This is a genomic window from Chryseobacterium glaciei (assembly GCF_001648155.1).
Lineage (GTDB): Bacteria > Bacteroidota > Bacteroidia > Flavobacteriales > Weeksellaceae > Chryseobacterium > Chryseobacterium glaciei.
The window spans coordinates 3,103,080-3,117,884 of the sequence record NZ_CP015199.1; the positions used below are offsets into that span (position 1 = coordinate 3,103,080).

The window sequence follows — 14,805 nt, forward strand, 5'->3', positions numbered from 1 at the left end:
GTTAAACACTAAATTATTTGAATAAATTTTTATTCTTGTAACAAATTGAAATTTACTTCTACTTATTAGGATATAAAACATACATCACTTAATGTTAGTAATTCAGGATCTACATAAATCATACGATACAGGAAAAAGCAAGTTGCACGTTCTCAAGGGTATTAATCTTAATATTTCCGAAGGCGAGTTTGTTTCTATTATGGGAAGTTCCGGTTCCGGAAAATCTACACTCCTTAATATTATTGGTATTCTGGATGAAAAAGATTCAGGGACTTATGAATTGGATGGAGTTCCCATTGAGCATTTATCTGAAATAAAAGCTGCGGAGTACAGAAGTAAATTTCTTGGTTTTATTTTCCAGTCTTTTAACTTGATAGGATATAAAACAGCTTTGGATAATGTTGCCCTTCCTTTATATTATCAAAACGTTCCCAGAAAAGAGCGTGACAGAAAAGCGATGGAATATTTAGAGAAAGTAGGTCTTGCACAGTGGGCAAACCACCTTCCTAACGAACTTTCCGGAGGACAGAAGCAAAGAGTTGCGATTGCAAGAGCTTTGATTACCAATCCTAAAATTGTTTTGGCGGATGAACCAACGGGAGCATTGGATTCTAAAACAACACATGATATTATGAAACTTCTTCAGGATATTAATAATGAAGGAAAAACAATCATCGTTGTAACCCACGAACCTGATGTTGCAGCACAGACGAAGAGAAACGTCATTTTAAAAGACGGTATCATTGAAAGTGATGAGTTTATAAAGCAGATTGTTTTGTAGCTGGGAGCTAGAAGAAGGAGGCAGGAAGCCTAAAAATTAAGTAAAAAATATGCGGTAAGTTGGAGAGCTTCAAGCTTCAATCTTCCCGCTTCAAACCAAAAATATATGTTCGACTTAGATCGTTGGCAGGAAATATTCAGTTCTATTCGCAGTAATATATTGCGAACGGTACTTTCGGGATTTACGGTGGCTTTGGGATTATTTATCTTCATTGTTCTTTTCGGAATTGGTACAGGATTGCAAAATGCTTTTACAGAAGGTTTCGCAAGAGATGCTCAAAACTTGATTACTATTTTTACAGGGAAAACGACTATTGCTTATAAAGGTCTTCAGTCGGATAGAACGGTGACAATGAATAATGATGACTATGATTTTTTGGTTAATTCTGATAAAGAAAAAGTAGGAGAGGCGAGTCCAAGATATCAATCAAGTTTATTGGTGAAATATGGTAAAGAGAGTGGAACTTATCAGGTCAACGGAACGGATGCCGAAGAAAAATATATCGAAAACCGTAAAATGCTTGAAGGCCGTTATCTTAATTCTGCAGATTTAGCCAGAAAACAAAATGTAGCGGTAATTGGTAGAATGGTTCAAAGGGATTTAATTAAAAATGGAAGTCCTGTAGGAAAAGACCTGGATATCAATGGAACCATGTTTAAAGTAATCGGCGTATTCTCTGATGACGGAGGAGACTGGGATGAAAGGCATATTTCTGTTCCTATTACTACTTTACAACAAATGAAAAAAGGCTCAGATACTGTGAGTACGGTATTTATTGCCTATAATGATAAATTATCTCCTCAGGAAGCTATAAAATATGGTGATGAATTACAAGATAGACTGAAAGCAAGAAAAAATGTTTCCCCAGATGACGAAAATGGAGTTCGTGTAAGGAATAATGCCAAGAATATGAGTGATACATTCACTTTCATGGCCGTAATCACTGCAATTGTAACATTTATCGGATTGGGAACTTTGTTGGCGGGAATTATTGGAATCAGTAACATCATGGTCTACATCGTAAAAGAAAGAACCAAAGAAATCGGAGTGCGAAAAGCGATTGGTGCAAAACCAAGAAGCATTGTTGCTTTGATTGTTCAGGAAAGTGTGGTGATCACCGTAATTTCAGGGTTTGTAGGAGTAGGAGTAGGCGTATTGGCTTTGAATTTAATCGGAGACAGCCTTGAGGAATACTTCATAAAAAGTCCGAGCGTAGGCTGGGGAACGATCTTCATGGCATTTATTGCTCTTGTCTTTTCAGGATTAATTGCAGGATTTGTTCCGGCATACAGAGCTTCGAGAATCAGACCGATTGAAGCATTAAGAACAGAATAGGTAATTGTAAATAGTCAATGGTGAATTTTATCTTCACAATTGACAAACGAAGTGAATTCACTTTTACAAAGTAAAAAATTGACACTAGAAAATGAACATCTTATTTAAAAAGGATACTTGGCAGGAAATTTATTATTCATTGAAGAATAATAAGCTTCGAACATTCCTTACCATGATTGGTGTGGGATGGGGGATGTTTCTATACGTGAGTCTGCTGGGAGCAGCAAAAGGAATGGAGAACGGCTTTGATAAAGTATTCTCAGGATTTGCAACGAATTCTATTTTCCTTTGGGCGCAAAACACGAATATTCCTTATGAAGGTTTCCCGAAAGGAAGACAAGTACATCTTAATCTTCCGGATATCCAGATGCTTAAAAATAAAATTTCGGAAATTGATTATATCTCTCCACAAAATGCAAGAGGTAGTTTTACAGGAACACCGGGAGAATCAATGTCGAGAAATGGAAAAAATGCAACCTATTCTCTTACCGGAGATTATCCGATAGGAAATAAAATCTCTGAGAAAAAACTGATTTTTGGAAGATACCTTAATGATGCAGATATTTCAGGAAATAAAAATGTAGTAGTAATTGGAGAAGAGGTTTACAAGAACTTTTTCGATTCTAAAAAGAATGAAAATCCTATTGGAAAATCAATCAATGTTAAAGGTATTTTCTTCAATGTAATTGGAGTTTTCAGAGTGAAAAAAGGGGGTGGATTTGAGAATGACCAAACTGTTTTTATCCCTCTTTCTACTTATACGAAAATGTACAATGCAGGAGACAATATCGATATGTTTGCGATTGTTAGTAAACCTAATGCAAACGTAAATGAGGTGGAAGAACAAGTAAAACTGGCTTTAAAGGCTAAAAATAAAGTTTCACCTGAAGATACAAATGCTTTTGGAAGTTTTAACCTTGGAAAAGAATTTAAAAAACTGACAGGTTTCTTAACCGGAATGCAGTTATTAACCATAATTGTAGGTGCTTTAACTATTCTTGCGGGGGTAATTGCGATTTCAAATATCCTATTAATTACGGTAAAAGAAAGAACAAAAGAAATCGGGATCAGAAGAGCTTTAGGGGCAAAACCTTCGGAAGTAAGAAATCAGATCTTGCTGGAGAGTGTTGTTATTACGCTGTCTTCAGGAATACTCGGTTTTATATTCGGGATTTTTGTCTTAATTATTTTGAATATGGCGACCCAGGGTCAGGATGAATTTCCATTCTATAATCCAACGGTAAACTATGCAAACGTATTTGGAGCGATGGCAGTAATGGTAATTTTAGGATTAATTATTGGGATGATTCCGGCGCAGAGAGCGGTGAAAATTAGACCTATTGAAGCATTAAGATCAGAGTAAGGTTTTTTGAGTTATTAATTATAAGTTTTTACACAGCGTAATCTTTTAATTTTTAAATCATTTAATCTTTTAATAAATAAAAACTATTCAACATTAAAAAATAAACTAGATATATGAAAAAGAAATTCACTTGGAAAAAAGCCATTTATATATTCTTGGGGCTTTTATTTGCAGTGGCATTATTCTCAGGGATTGGCTACCTTGTAAAGTCGAATTCTAAAGAAAGTGAAGCTTTCCTTACCCGTAAACCAACCATTCAGAATATGGATGATAAAGTGATGGCAACAGGAAAAATTGTTCCAAAAGAAGAAATTGAGATCAAGCCGAATATTGCAGGAATCATCGACAAAATTTTAGTAGATGAAGGTGATAAAGTAACTGCTGGACAGTTAATTGCAACGGTAAGAATTATTCCAAGTGTGAGTGATGTGAATAATGCACAGCAGGAGGTTCAAAATTCTCAGCTTCAGATCAGTAATTCTAAAATGAATGTTGAGAATATGCAAAAGCAGTTTGCGATGCAGGAGAGGTTGTTTAAACAAGGAGTTATTTCTAAGCAGGAATATCTTAATTCTCAACAACAATTATATACACAACAGCAGAATCTTAAAAATGCTAACCAACAATTGGTAACGGCTGAGAAAAGATTACTGATTGTAAAGACAGGTGCAACTCCGGAATTACAAGGTTTCGCAACAACTCAGATTCGTTCTAAAGCTGCAGGTACGGTTCTTGAAGTTCCTGTGAAAGTAGGAAGTCAGGTAATTGAAGCGAACTCATTCAATGCCGGAACTACTATTTGTTCTATTGCAGACCTTAGCGCTTTGATTTTCCAAGGGGAAATTGATGAAGCTCAGGCTGGAAAATTAAAGCAAGGAATGGATATGAAAATCGTTATCGGAGCTTTACAGAACAAAACGTTCCCTGGGACGCTGACGATGATCGCTCCAAAAGGAAAAGATACCAACGGAACGATAAAATTCCCTGTTGAAGGTGATGTTCAGAATCCTAATAATGACTACATCAGAGCAGGATTCTCTGCCAATGGAGAAATTGTTCTAAGTTCTCAGAAAAATGCTTTGTTATTGGATGAATCATTGGTTCAATATGAAAAGAAAAATGGTAAAGACGTTCCTTTTGTTGAAGTAAAACAAGCTAACGGAACATTCAAAAAAGTATATGTAAAACTTGGAGCTAGTGACGGAATCAATGTCCAGGTTCTTTCAGGAATTGATAAAAATTCTGACGTGAAAGTTTGGAACCCGTCTGATAAAGACAAAGAAGAGCTTAAAGAAAAGAAAGGCAAGAAATAATAAACTAACTAGATACATTTTATCTGAAGTCCCGAAATTTTTCGGGATTTTTTTTGTTTATATGAAAGCAGTCATTCCGAGGAACGGAGGAATCGCTATATTTCATCGAATAAAAAGAGGGTTAAATTAATTTCAATTGAGAATGTTTTAATGAAACTGATTTTATAATTTTGAACTATTCATAAAAATATTAAGATATGTGTCGATACGCAGGAAAAACATATAAATGTCATTACGTTTGTTTTAAATGTAGAAAATCATTTAAACAAGCTGATTCAGATGATATTTTATTACGGATAAAAAAGGATAAGGTATATCATGAGCTTAATGGGAAATCTATACGAAAAGTAGGTCAGGTTTTTACAAAATCAGAAAGGAATAAATTAGTTGAATTAGTGCATGAAATAGAAAATAGAGATATAAAATGTCCCGAATGTGGAAACTTAATGGCTGATCTGGGTAGAGATTTTAAAGCTCCAAAGAAAACAGCAATTAAAGAATGGAAAATTGTAGAAGGACTTTTTAAATTAGGAAAACGTTTTCATACTTGTGGTTGTGACGGGATAGGTTACATCCCTCAAAATCCAAAAGATTACGAAGTATACTTACAAAAAGCTTTGAAAGAATATCAGGACTCTATTATTTATTATCAAGGTAAAACAGAAGCAGAATATCCTGATAAGATGGAGAGAATTAACTATTGGAACGAAAGAATTTTGAATGTCAAAAGTGAAATGAAATTTCAAAAATTTGACTTGAATTAAACATGTAAAGAACTAGCATTCACACTTAATTAATCACCTAAAACTTCATTAAAGATGAATGATTTTAAGTTGCTTAAAAACAGTTAATTACGAACAATTCGCGCAATATCCTGAAATAAATCCATTAAAGTTAACGGATTGATAACCAACGGGTAATTTCACTTCAATTTCATTGGGAATACATTCAATTTTTCCACAGCTTAAACATCTGAAATGGTAATGATTATGCTTGTGTGCCTTTTCTGAACAGTTGACGCAGAAAGCAAAATAATATTTCCCATCGTCACTTAAAATTTTATGCGCAATTCCATCATCACAGAAGCTGTTTAGTGCTCTGTAAATTGTAGCTCTGTCTACTTTATCTCCCAATTCTTTTAATAAAATATCCTGACTAACCGCTGATTTTGAGTTCTTTAATGAATCAAGAATCAGTTGTTTTGTTTTTGTATTTCTCTTAAGCATATACAAATATATAAAATATTATTGCGAATAAGTCGCATTAATGAAAATTTGTTTTACATTTGCAGAAGTAAGAAGCAACAAGCAATATGAAAAACTTTGACGTAATTATCATTGGAGGAAGCTATTCCGGACTTTCAGCGGGAATGGCTTTAGGCAGATCTTTGAGAAATGTTTTGATCATCGACAGCGGAAAACCTTGTAACAGACAGACTCCACATACCCATAATTTTCTGACTCAAGATGGAAGAACTCCAAAAGAAATAAGCACGATTGCAAGAGAACAGGTAGAAAAATATGATACGATAAAATTTCATGATGGAGTAGTGCTGAAAACTTCCAAAATTGATGATAATTTTGAAGTTGAAACAGACCAAGCAGAAAAATTTACGGCCAAAAAACTAATTATTGCGACTGGTATAAAAGATATACAACCAAATATTCCCGGATTTGCTGAATGCTGGGGAATTTCCGTTCTGCATTGCCCGTATTGTCATGGATATGAAGTTAAAAATGAAACTACCGGAATTTTCGCCAACGGAGATATAGCTTTTGAATTTTCAAAAATGATCTTGAACTGGACAAAAGACTTAACATTATTCACGAACGGAAAATCAAGTTTAAATGAAGAACAAACTCAAAAACTACAAGAGAAAAGCATCAATATTAATGAAACCGAAATTGAAGAAATAATCCATAAAAACGGACAAATTCAAAAATTAATTTTCAAGAACGGACAAGAATTTTTATTAAAAGCTTTATATGCAAAAATCCCATTTCAACAAAATATCAACATATCGGAGGATCTCGGTTGTGAAATGACCGAACAGGGATTTATTAAAGTTGATCCTTTTCAAAAAACAAATATTTACGGACTTTATGCCTGTGGAGATAATGTTACAATGATGCGCTCCGTTTCAAATGCCATTGCTCAAGGAAATTTTGCTGGAGCGATGGTGAATAAAGAATTGGTGGATGAACAGTTTTAATTATATTCTATTTTTTGAATCCTTGTTGTAAATTCAGCAAGGATTTTTTTGTTAAAAGTTGAAAAAATATTTGTCGGTTTTATTTATTATCGTAATATTGCGATATAAAATTATTTATAAAAATGGGTGCTACTAAAACAGACTTTTTTACTGAACAACAAAACCAAATCGCTACCATTGCAAAAGCTTTGGGACATCCTGCCAGAATAGCAATCATAGAATATTTATTGAAAGTTAATGAATGTATCTGTGGAGATATCGTTAATGAATTACCACTTGCCCAACCTACAGTTTCTCAGCATTTGAAAGAACTTAAAAACGCAGGATTAATTAAAGGTAATATTGAAGGAAACACAATTTGCTATTGTATTGATGATAAAGCTTTCGAAATTTTGAATACCTATTTCTCGAATATTATTTCCACGGTGAAAAAGCAAAACTGCTGTTAAAAAATTTTTGACCAAGATTATCGTAATATTGCAATTTAACAATTTAAAATATATAAAAAATGACCTTAGAACAAATTAAAAATATTCTACCATCATTAGAAAACGTAGAATTTCAATTAGAAAATGGACAGTTTGTCCCTGAACATTTCCATGTCACAGAAATCGGAATGGTTACCAAAGACTTTATAGATTGTGGCGGTACCATGAGAAAAGAAGAAAGAGTAAATTTCCAACTTTGGGATGCTGATGATTTTGAACATCGTCTGAAACCGGGAAAGCTTTTGCGTATCATTACACTTTCAGAAGAAAAACTAGGCATCGGAAATTTTGAAATCGAAGTAGAATATCAAGACACAACCATTGGAAAGTATAATCTTGATTTTAATGGAAAGAATTTTATCCTTAAAAATAAAGTAACCGCTTGCTTAGCACAGGAAGCTTGCGGAATTCCTCAGGAAAAACAAAAAATAAATTTGAGTGAATTGAAAAGTGATAAAGATTCTTGTTGTACCCCAGATTCAGGATGTTGTTAATCTTTTAGAATAATGGATATGAATGCTAAGCTATCAAAATATATAGAAGTAATTTTTACTAAGGAAATCAATGAAGAAAGAAAAATCATCTTACAGCCATTGATTGATTTTATACAGGAAAAAGTAAAAGATCAGAAGTCAATTAACATCAATTTTATTTGTACTCACAATTCACGCCGAAGTCATTTGGCGCAGATTTGGGCACAAACAGCATCGGCACATTTTAATATTCCTAATGTAAACTGCTATTCCGGAGGAACAGAAACAACGGCTTTGTTTCCTAAAATCATAGAAACTCTGGCAAATGCAGGCTTTGAAAGTCGGAAATTAAGTGAAAATGAAAATCCGGTATACGTCATAAAATATTCTGAAAACGCTTCACCTATTATTGGATTTTCTAAGAAATATGATGATGTTTTTAATCCGGTTAGTGATTTTGCTGCGATTATGACGTGTTCACAAGCAGATGGCGGTTGTCCTTTTATTCCGGGAGCAGCAAAACGTATTCCTATTACATTTGAAGATCCAAAAATAGGCGATAATACGTCAAGACAAACTGAAATATACGAAGAAAGAAGTCTGCAAATAGCGGCTGAAATGTTGTATGTTTTTTCTAAAATAAATAAGTAAAAATGAAAACTGAATTAAAATTTCTTGATAGATATTTAACCCTTTGGATTTTTCTGGCAATGATTATTGGGGTAGGATTGGGATATTTTTTTCCTACGATTTCTAATGTTACCAACTCGCTTTCCGTTGGTACAACCAATATACCTTTAGCCATTGGGTTGATCTTAATGATGTATCCTCCGTTAGCAAAAGTAGATTATTCATTATTGCCACAAGTTTTTAAGGATAAAAAAGTCATCTCAATTTCCTTATTGTTAAACTGGATTGTTGGTCCTGTTTTAATGTTTGCCCTTGCGGTTATTTTTCTTAGAAATGAACCTGATTTTATGATAGGATTAATTCTAATTGGCTTAGCAAGGTGCATTGCAATGGTAATTGTTTGGAATGATTTGGCAAAAGGGAACAGAGAATACGCTGCTTTGTTGATTGCTTTAAATAGTATTTTTCAAATCATATCTTACAGTTTTTTGGTTTGGCTATTCATTAATGTTCTTCCACAAAAATTAGGATTGGGAAATTTTAATGTTTCTGTTTCGATTCGGGATGTAACGGAAAGCGTGTTGATTTACTTAGGGATTCCTTTCTTAGCAGGTTTTTTAACGCGCTATTTTCTTACGAAATCAAAAGGAAAGGATTGGTATAACCGAAAATTCATTCCTGCAATTTCGCCCATTACCTTATATGCGTTATTGTTTACCATTGTTTTGATGTTTAGTTTAAAAGGCGATAAAATCATAGAACTACCAATGGATGTTGTAAAAGTTGCTATTCCCCTGATGATTTATTTTGTATTGATGTTTTTCATTAGCTTTTTCATCAACAAATTCATGAAAGTTCCTTACGATAAAAATGTTTCAATTGCTTTTACAGCAACAGGAAATAATTTTGAATTGGCTATTGCGGTTAGTATTGCCGTATTTGGGATTCATTCGGCTCAAGCTTTTGTAGGAGTGATTGGTCCTTTGGTAGAAGTTCCAGTCTTAATTTTATTGGTAAAAGCCAGTCTATATCTTAAAAAAAGGTATAAACTAGTAACTAATGATTAGTAAATCAATAGATAATATTAAAATTTCAGCTCAAAAATCATAAATAAGGATGATAAAATCTAGCTTAAAAATCCGTATATTTGGGGTGAAAAATTTCAAAATCTAAAAGTAAATGGACATTATTTTCGACCTTATTGAAAAAGAAAGACAAAGACAATCCCATGGATTAGAGTTGATTGCATCAGAAAACTTTGTTTCTGAAAATGTAATGAAAGCAGTGGGAAGCGTATTGACTAATAAATATGCAGAAGGATACCCTGGTAAAAGATATTACGGAGGGTGTGAAGTAGTAGATGAGGTTGAAACATTAGCGATCGATAGAGCGAAAGAGCTTTTCGGAGTTGATTATGTAAATGTTCAGCCGCATTCTGGTTCTCAGGCTAATGCAGCAATTTACTTGGCCGTTTTGAAACCTGGAGACAAAATCATGGGAATGGATCTTTCAATGGGAGGTCACCTTACTCACGGTTCTGCAGTGAATTTCTCAGGAATTCAATATAACGTAGTTTCTTACGGAGTTCAGCAGGAAACTGGTTTGATCGATTATGATCAGATGAGAGAAGTTGCTTTAAGAGAAAGACCAAAAATGTTGATCGCTGGTTTCTCTGCGTATTCAAGAGATTTAGATTATGCTAAATTCAGAGAGGTTGCAGATGAGATCGGAGCTACACTTTGGGCTGACATCGCTCACCCTGCAGGTTTGGTTGCTAAAGGATTATTAAATTCTCCATTCGCACATTGCCACGTGGTAACAACTACTACTCACAAGACATTAAGAGGTCCAAGAGGGGGAATGATCATGATGGGTAAAGATTTTGAAAATACTTACGGTCACAAAACTCCAAAAGGAGAAACTAAGATGATGAGCCAAGTATTGGATGGAGCTGTTTTCCCGGGAATTCAAGGTGGTCCATTAGAGCACGTTATTGCAGGTAAAGCAATCGCTTTCGGTGAAGCGTTGGATGTTCAGTTTGAAACGTATGCTAAGCAAGTTAAATCTAATGCTCAGGCGTTAGCAAAAGCAATGGTAAGCAGAGGTTTTGATATCGTAAGTGGTGGAACAGACAATCACTTAATGTTAGTTGATCTTAGAAATAAAGACGTAAACGGTAAAGAAACTGAAAAGGCTCTTGTAAAAGCTGATATTACTTGTAATAAAAATATGGTTCCTTTTGATGATAAGTCACCATTCACAACTTCTGGGATCAGATTGGGAACGGCTGCGATCACAACAAGAGGATTGAAAGAAAACGATATGGAAACGATTTCAGAATTGATCTCTGAGGTGGTTGATAATATTAAAAATGAAGAGGTTCTTACTTCTGTAAGAAAAAAAGTAAACGAATTAATGGAAGGTAAAGCGTTATTTAACTACTAACATTTATCGAATTTAAAATATAAAGAATGAGCCTGTGCTCATTCTTTTTTTATAGCTATGGAAAAGAAATCTTTCACTTTTGATGAAATTAAGCTGAAACTGGTGAACTATTGTGTTTATCAGGATCGTTGTCATGCAGAAGTAGAGCAGAAAATGCGGGAATTTATGTTGATTGAGGAAGCTAAAGATGAGATCATACTTTATCTTTTAAAGGAAAATTATTTAAATGAAGAAAGATTTACTCGAAGTTACATCCGCGGAAAGTTTTACATAAAGCATTGGGGAAGAAATAAAATCAAAATTAATCTGAAACAGAAGCAGATTTCGGAAAAACTAATAAATACATGTTTTGATGAAATTTATGAACCAGATTATGAAAAAACATTAAAAAAAATCTTTGAAGATTACTATTCTAAGCAAACAGGTTTGAAGGAATATCAGAGAAAATCAAAGACTATTAAATATTTGATGGGCAAAGGTTTTGAATATGAAAAAATAAATGATATTTTTGAGTAAACATAAACAAGATTGAAAGAAGAAAAAATCTGGCTTTCACCTCCGCATATGGGAGGAAGCGAGTTGAAATATATACAGGAAGCATTTGATACCAACTGGGTTTCACAATATGGTTACAACATTGATGAGTTTGAAAAAAGTCTTGAAAATTATCTTGGAAACAACTCATTTGTTACCGCCCTGTCTTCCGGGACTGCAGCTATTCATTTAGCGCTAAGTCTATTAAATGTAGAAGAAGGCGATTTTGTGATCTGTCAATCCTTTACTTTTGTAGCTTCTGCCAATCCTATTTTGTATTTAAAAGCTATTCCTGTTTTTGTTGACAGCGAAAGCTCAACTTGGAATATATGTCCCAACGCATTGGAAGATGCTGTTAAATATTGCATGAATCAGGGCAAAAAACCAAAAGCAATTATTACAGTTTCTTTATACGGAATGCCTTTTATGGTTGATGAAATTCTTGAAATTTCCAGAAAATATGAAATTCCTATTATTGAAGACAGCGCCGAAGCTTTAGGAAGTAAATATAAAGGACAGCCTTGCGGAACCTTCGGAGATTTATCAATAATAAGTTTTAACGGAAATAAAATTATCACAACTTCAGGAGGTGGAATTTTGATCTCGAGAAATCAAACAGATAAAAATAAAGCACTTTTTTTGGCTACGCAGGCAAAAGACAATGAAGATTATTACAGCCATTCCGAAGTTGGATATAACTATAGAATGAGTAATATTTCTGCTGGAATAGGCAAGGGGACAAATGGAAGTGCTAGAAAATAGAATAGAAGAAAGGCGCGAAAACCATGATTTTTATCAAGAAATTCTTAAAGATATTGATGGAATAAATCTGTTTTCAGCTCCGAATGAAGATTTTTATTCTAACTATTGGTTAAACACAATTGTGATAGATAAAAATATTTTATCAAAAGAAAATATTAGAGAAATTTTTTCACAAAATAATATAGAAACCAGATATTTATGGAATCCGATGCATTTACAATCGCTTTATAGAAAATATAAATTCTTTGGAAATAATTTTTCTGGTATAATTTTTGCGAGTGGTTTGTGCTTGCTGTCAGGAACTAACCTTACTGATAATTGCAAAAACAGGATTACTGAAGCTTTAAAAAAAATTAAACACTAAATTTATTTTTTAAATAGTAAGTATAGATGAAATTTTATTTTAATTTTGCAAGATTGATATAATTATTAATAATGAATATCAGGTTTTATACCTTATTAAATATGAACACAAATAACGACAATGTACAATTCTCTTAGAAATAAAATATTTGGAGGGGATAATGTTGTCAATCTCTCAGACGTAAGATACCTTCCCAGATGGATAATACTTGTAATAGACATTATTATTCTGGTCGTATCCTTATTTCTTTCAACTTACATCATTGAAAAAATCAGTATAAAAGAATTTATTTATCATGATAATGAAAGCATTGTTTTTGTTTCCATCATTTTGGTAAATGTAATATTCATGTATTTTTTTAAAACCTATGCGGGGATTATAAGACATTCAACATTTATTGATTTATTTAAATTATTGATCTCGTGCTTCTGTACCATGTTCATTGTAGCTACGATCAATATGATTTATTTCTGGACAACCGGAGAAAAATTTATCCTAACTCCTTATTTGATACTTTATTTTATCATTTCCTTCATGGGGTTATTTCTTTTTAGATTATATGTAAAAGAATTTTTTCATATCGTTAGAGAATACCGAAGAAGTGCTCTGAAAAAAAGAATTTTGGTTTTAGGTATTGATGAGCAGTCTATTGCTATTGCAAGGGCTATTTTAGATAACCCTAGTCTACCATATCAGGTTGTAGGATTTCTTACCCAAAGAACGGATTCTAAGAGAGCTTCATTATTAGGAAAGCCTATTTATGAAAAGAAAAGAATTGAAGAAAATTCAAAAGAAGATCTTATTATAGATGGAGTAATTATCGTTAAAGAAATGATGTCTAAAGATGAAATGAATTCATGGGTGAATTTATTTTTAGAAAAAGACTTAAATATTTTCAAAGCACCATCTGTTCAAAAATTGCGAGATAATGATCTAGGAGTTTCCATCAGAAATCTTCAAATTGAGGATCTATTGAACAGAAAACCTATAAAAATTGAAAACGAAGAGGTTAAGAGCAGACATTACAATAAAAACGTTTTAGTAACGGGCGGTGCCGGATCTATCGGTAGTGAAATTGTAAGACAGGTAGCTCAATTTAATCCTTCATTGATTGTTGTATTAGACCAAGCTGAAACGCCATTATATGATATAGAATTGGAAATGAAGGATAAATTTCCTCATATCAGATTCAAATTTGTTCTGGCAGATGTTTCAAACAAACATAGAATTGAACCATTGTTTCAGATGTACAACTTTTCAATGGTTTATCATGCTGCGGCCTATAAACATGTTCCTTTGGTTGAGGAAAATCCTCACGAAGCTATATTAGTTAATATTTTAGGATCAAAAAATGTATCTACTCTATCAAGTAAATATAAAGTGAACAGATTTGTAATGGTTTCTACAGATAAGGCCGTTAATCCTACAAATGTGATGGGAGCTTCTAAAAGAGCATCGGAGTTATTTGTGCAGTCATTACAGAATGTAGAAGGGAATGTAACTAAATTCATTACCACAAGGTTTGGAAATGTTTTGGGATCTAATGGATCTGTTATCCCACATTTCAAAAGGCAGATTGAAGCTGGAGGACCAGTCACTATTACTCATCCAGATATTGTAAGATATTTCATGACCATTCCTGAAGCTTGTGAATTGGTTTTACAGGCTGGAACAATGGGGAAAGGAGGCGAGATTTTTGTATTTGATATGGGAGATCCTGTAAAAATATTAGATCTGGCCAAAAGAATGATAAAACTGTCTGGTTTTGAACCGGAAATTGATATCAAAATAATTTATACAGGTTTAAGACCTGGAGAAAAACTATATGAAGAGCTATTGAGTGATAATGCGAAAACTCTTCCTACTCATAATGACAAAATTATGATTTCTAAAGATCCAACGATGAATTTCTCGGATATAGAAGCTTTGGTAAATACGATAACGAGAGCTTCAATAAGAAGGGATAAAGTAGATGTAGTAAAGATTTTAAAGATAATTGTTCCAGAATTTAGGAGTAATAATTCTGTCTATGAGGTATTAGACAAATAGAAAAAATATAAATGTATATTTGTACAATTTTAAAATATGAAGGGTAAAATATTGGC

14 protein-coding genes and 1 pseudogene are annotated in these 14,805 nt (G+C 33.2%); 14 read left to right on the top strand and 1 reads right to left on the bottom strand.

Going from position 1 to position 14,805, the window contains the following annotated elements:
* The first annotated feature begins 91 nt into the window (after window positions 1-91).
* The 5 genes from A0O34_RS13855 to A0O34_RS13875 all read left to right on the top strand — a co-directional run bounded on the left by A0O34_RS13855 (window position 92) and on the right by A0O34_RS13875 (window position 5,556).
* Entirely contained in the window at window positions 92-781 is a 690-nt protein-coding gene (locus A0O34_RS13855; protein WP_066755494.1) for an ABC transporter ATP-binding protein, read from the top strand.
* 105 nt (window positions 782-886) lie between these two features.
* Complete coding sequence (locus A0O34_RS13860; RefSeq protein ID WP_066755496.1) at window positions 887-2,116, top strand: ABC transporter permease; 1,230 nt, start codon at window positions 887-889, stop codon at window positions 2,114-2,116.
* A 91-nt stretch (window positions 2,117-2,207) separates the two neighbouring features.
* Window positions 2,208-3,479: an ABC transporter permease gene (locus A0O34_RS13865; protein WP_066755500.1), complete on the top strand. Its 1,272-nt coding sequence runs from the start codon at window positions 2,208-2,210 to the stop codon at window positions 3,477-3,479.
* A 113-nt stretch (window positions 3,480-3,592) separates the two neighbouring features.
* Entirely contained in the window at window positions 3,593-4,792 is a 1,200-nt protein-coding gene (locus tag A0O34_RS13870; RefSeq protein WP_066755503.1) for an efflux RND transporter periplasmic adaptor subunit, read from the top strand.
* 197 nt (window positions 4,793-4,989) lie between these two features.
* Window positions 4,990-5,556, top strand: a complete 567-nt coding sequence (locus A0O34_RS13875) for a hypothetical protein (protein WP_066755507.1) — start codon at window positions 4,990-4,992, stop codon at window positions 5,554-5,556.
* 87 nt (window positions 5,557-5,643) lie between these two features.
* Here the strand turns inward: A0O34_RS13875 and A0O34_RS13880 are convergent, their stop codons facing one another.
* Window positions 5,644-6,018, bottom strand: coding sequence for a Fur family transcriptional regulator (locus tag A0O34_RS13880; protein ID WP_066755509.1), 375 nt, complete (start codon window positions 6,016-6,018; stop codon window positions 5,644-5,646).
* Between the two features lie 86 nt (window positions 6,019-6,104).
* Here A0O34_RS13880 and A0O34_RS13885 point away from each other — a divergent pair, with 86 nt between their 5' ends.
* The 9 genes and pseudogenes from A0O34_RS13885 to A0O34_RS13925 all read left to right on the top strand — a co-directional run bounded on the left by A0O34_RS13885 (window position 6,105) and on the right by A0O34_RS13925 (window position 14,749).
* Entirely contained in the window at window positions 6,105-7,004 is a 900-nt protein-coding gene (locus tag A0O34_RS13885) for an NAD(P)/FAD-dependent oxidoreductase (protein WP_066755510.1), read from the top strand.
* 122 nt (window positions 7,005-7,126) lie between these two features.
* The gene (locus A0O34_RS13890; protein WP_066755514.1) at window positions 7,127-7,453 is read left to right on the top strand and encodes an ArsR/SmtB family transcription factor; all 327 of its coding nucleotides are present in this window, start codon (window positions 7,127-7,129) and stop codon (window positions 7,451-7,453) included.
* Window positions 7,454-7,512: 59 nt separating this feature from the next.
* Entirely contained in the window at window positions 7,513-7,986 is a 474-nt protein-coding gene (locus A0O34_RS13895) for a DUF6428 family protein (protein ID WP_066755516.1), read from the top strand.
* An 18-nt stretch (window positions 7,987-8,004) separates the two neighbouring features.
* Window positions 8,005-8,616, top strand: a complete 612-nt coding sequence (locus tag A0O34_RS13900; protein WP_066759725.1) for an arsenate-mycothiol transferase ArsC — start codon at window positions 8,005-8,007, stop codon at window positions 8,614-8,616.
* A gap of 2 nt (window positions 8,617-8,618) precedes the next feature.
* Window positions 8,619-9,662, top strand: coding sequence for an ACR3 family arsenite efflux transporter (gene arsB, locus A0O34_RS13905; protein ID WP_066755518.1), 1,044 nt, complete (start codon window positions 8,619-8,621; stop codon window positions 9,660-9,662).
* A gap of 112 nt (window positions 9,663-9,774) precedes the next feature.
* Window positions 9,775-11,040: a serine hydroxymethyltransferase gene (gene glyA, locus A0O34_RS13910; protein ID WP_066755520.1), complete on the top strand. Its 1,266-nt coding sequence runs from the start codon at window positions 9,775-9,777 to the stop codon at window positions 11,038-11,040.
* Between the two features lie 57 nt (window positions 11,041-11,097).
* Window positions 11,098-11,556, top strand: a complete 459-nt coding sequence (locus tag A0O34_RS13915) for a regulatory protein RecX (RefSeq protein ID WP_082891161.1) — start codon at window positions 11,098-11,100, stop codon at window positions 11,554-11,556.
* 48 nt (window positions 11,557-11,604) lie between these two features.
* Window positions 11,605-12,700, top strand: a pseudogene (locus A0O34_RS13920) (DegT/DnrJ/EryC1/StrS family aminotransferase).
* A gap of 120 nt (window positions 12,701-12,820) precedes the next feature.
* The gene (locus A0O34_RS13925) at window positions 12,821-14,749 is read left to right on the top strand and encodes a polysaccharide biosynthesis protein (protein WP_066755522.1); all 1,929 of its coding nucleotides are present in this window, start codon (window positions 12,821-12,823) and stop codon (window positions 14,747-14,749) included.
* Window positions 14,750-14,805 lie beyond the last annotated feature (56 nt).

What these genes read in the sequence shown, in the direction of transcription:
- A0O34_RS13855 (WP_066755494.1), top strand. Translation starts at nt 92, where the DNA reads ATGTTAGTAATTCAGGATCTACATAAATCATACGATACAGGAAAAAGC.
- A0O34_RS13860 (WP_066755496.1), top strand. Translation starts at nt 887, where the DNA reads ATGTTCGACTTAGATCGTTGGCAGGAAATATTCAGTTCTATTCGCAGT.
- A0O34_RS13865 (WP_066755500.1), top strand. Translation starts at nt 2,208, where the DNA reads ATGAACATCTTATTTAAAAAGGATACTTGGCAGGAAATTTATTATTCA.
- A0O34_RS13870 (WP_066755503.1), top strand. Translation starts at nt 3,593, where the DNA reads ATGAAAAAGAAATTCACTTGGAAAAAAGCCATTTATATATTCTTGGGG.
- A0O34_RS13875 (WP_066755507.1), top strand. Translation starts at nt 4,990, where the DNA reads ATGTGTCGATACGCAGGAAAAACATATAAATGTCATTACGTTTGTTTT.
- A0O34_RS13880 (WP_066755509.1), bottom strand. Translation starts at nt 6,018, where the DNA reads ATGCTTAAGAGAAATACAAAAACAAAACAACTGATTCTTGATTCATTA.
- A0O34_RS13885 (WP_066755510.1), top strand. Translation starts at nt 6,105, where the DNA reads ATGAAAAACTTTGACGTAATTATCATTGGAGGAAGCTATTCCGGACTT.
- A0O34_RS13890 (WP_066755514.1), top strand. Translation starts at nt 7,127, where the DNA reads ATGGGTGCTACTAAAACAGACTTTTTTACTGAACAACAAAACCAAATC.
- A0O34_RS13895 (WP_066755516.1), top strand. Translation starts at nt 7,513, where the DNA reads ATGACCTTAGAACAAATTAAAAATATTCTACCATCATTAGAAAACGTA.
- A0O34_RS13900 (WP_066759725.1), top strand. Translation starts at nt 8,005, where the DNA reads ATGAATGCTAAGCTATCAAAATATATAGAAGTAATTTTTACTAAGGAA.
- arsB (WP_066755518.1), top strand. Translation starts at nt 8,619, where the DNA reads ATGAAAACTGAATTAAAATTTCTTGATAGATATTTAACCCTTTGGATT.
- glyA (WP_066755520.1), top strand. Translation starts at nt 9,775, where the DNA reads ATGGACATTATTTTCGACCTTATTGAAAAAGAAAGACAAAGACAATCC.
- A0O34_RS13915 (WP_082891161.1), top strand. Translation starts at nt 11,098, where the DNA reads ATGGAAAAGAAATCTTTCACTTTTGATGAAATTAAGCTGAAACTGGTG.
- A0O34_RS13925 (WP_066755522.1), top strand. Translation starts at nt 12,821, where the DNA reads ATGTACAATTCTCTTAGAAATAAAATATTTGGAGGGGATAATGTTGTC.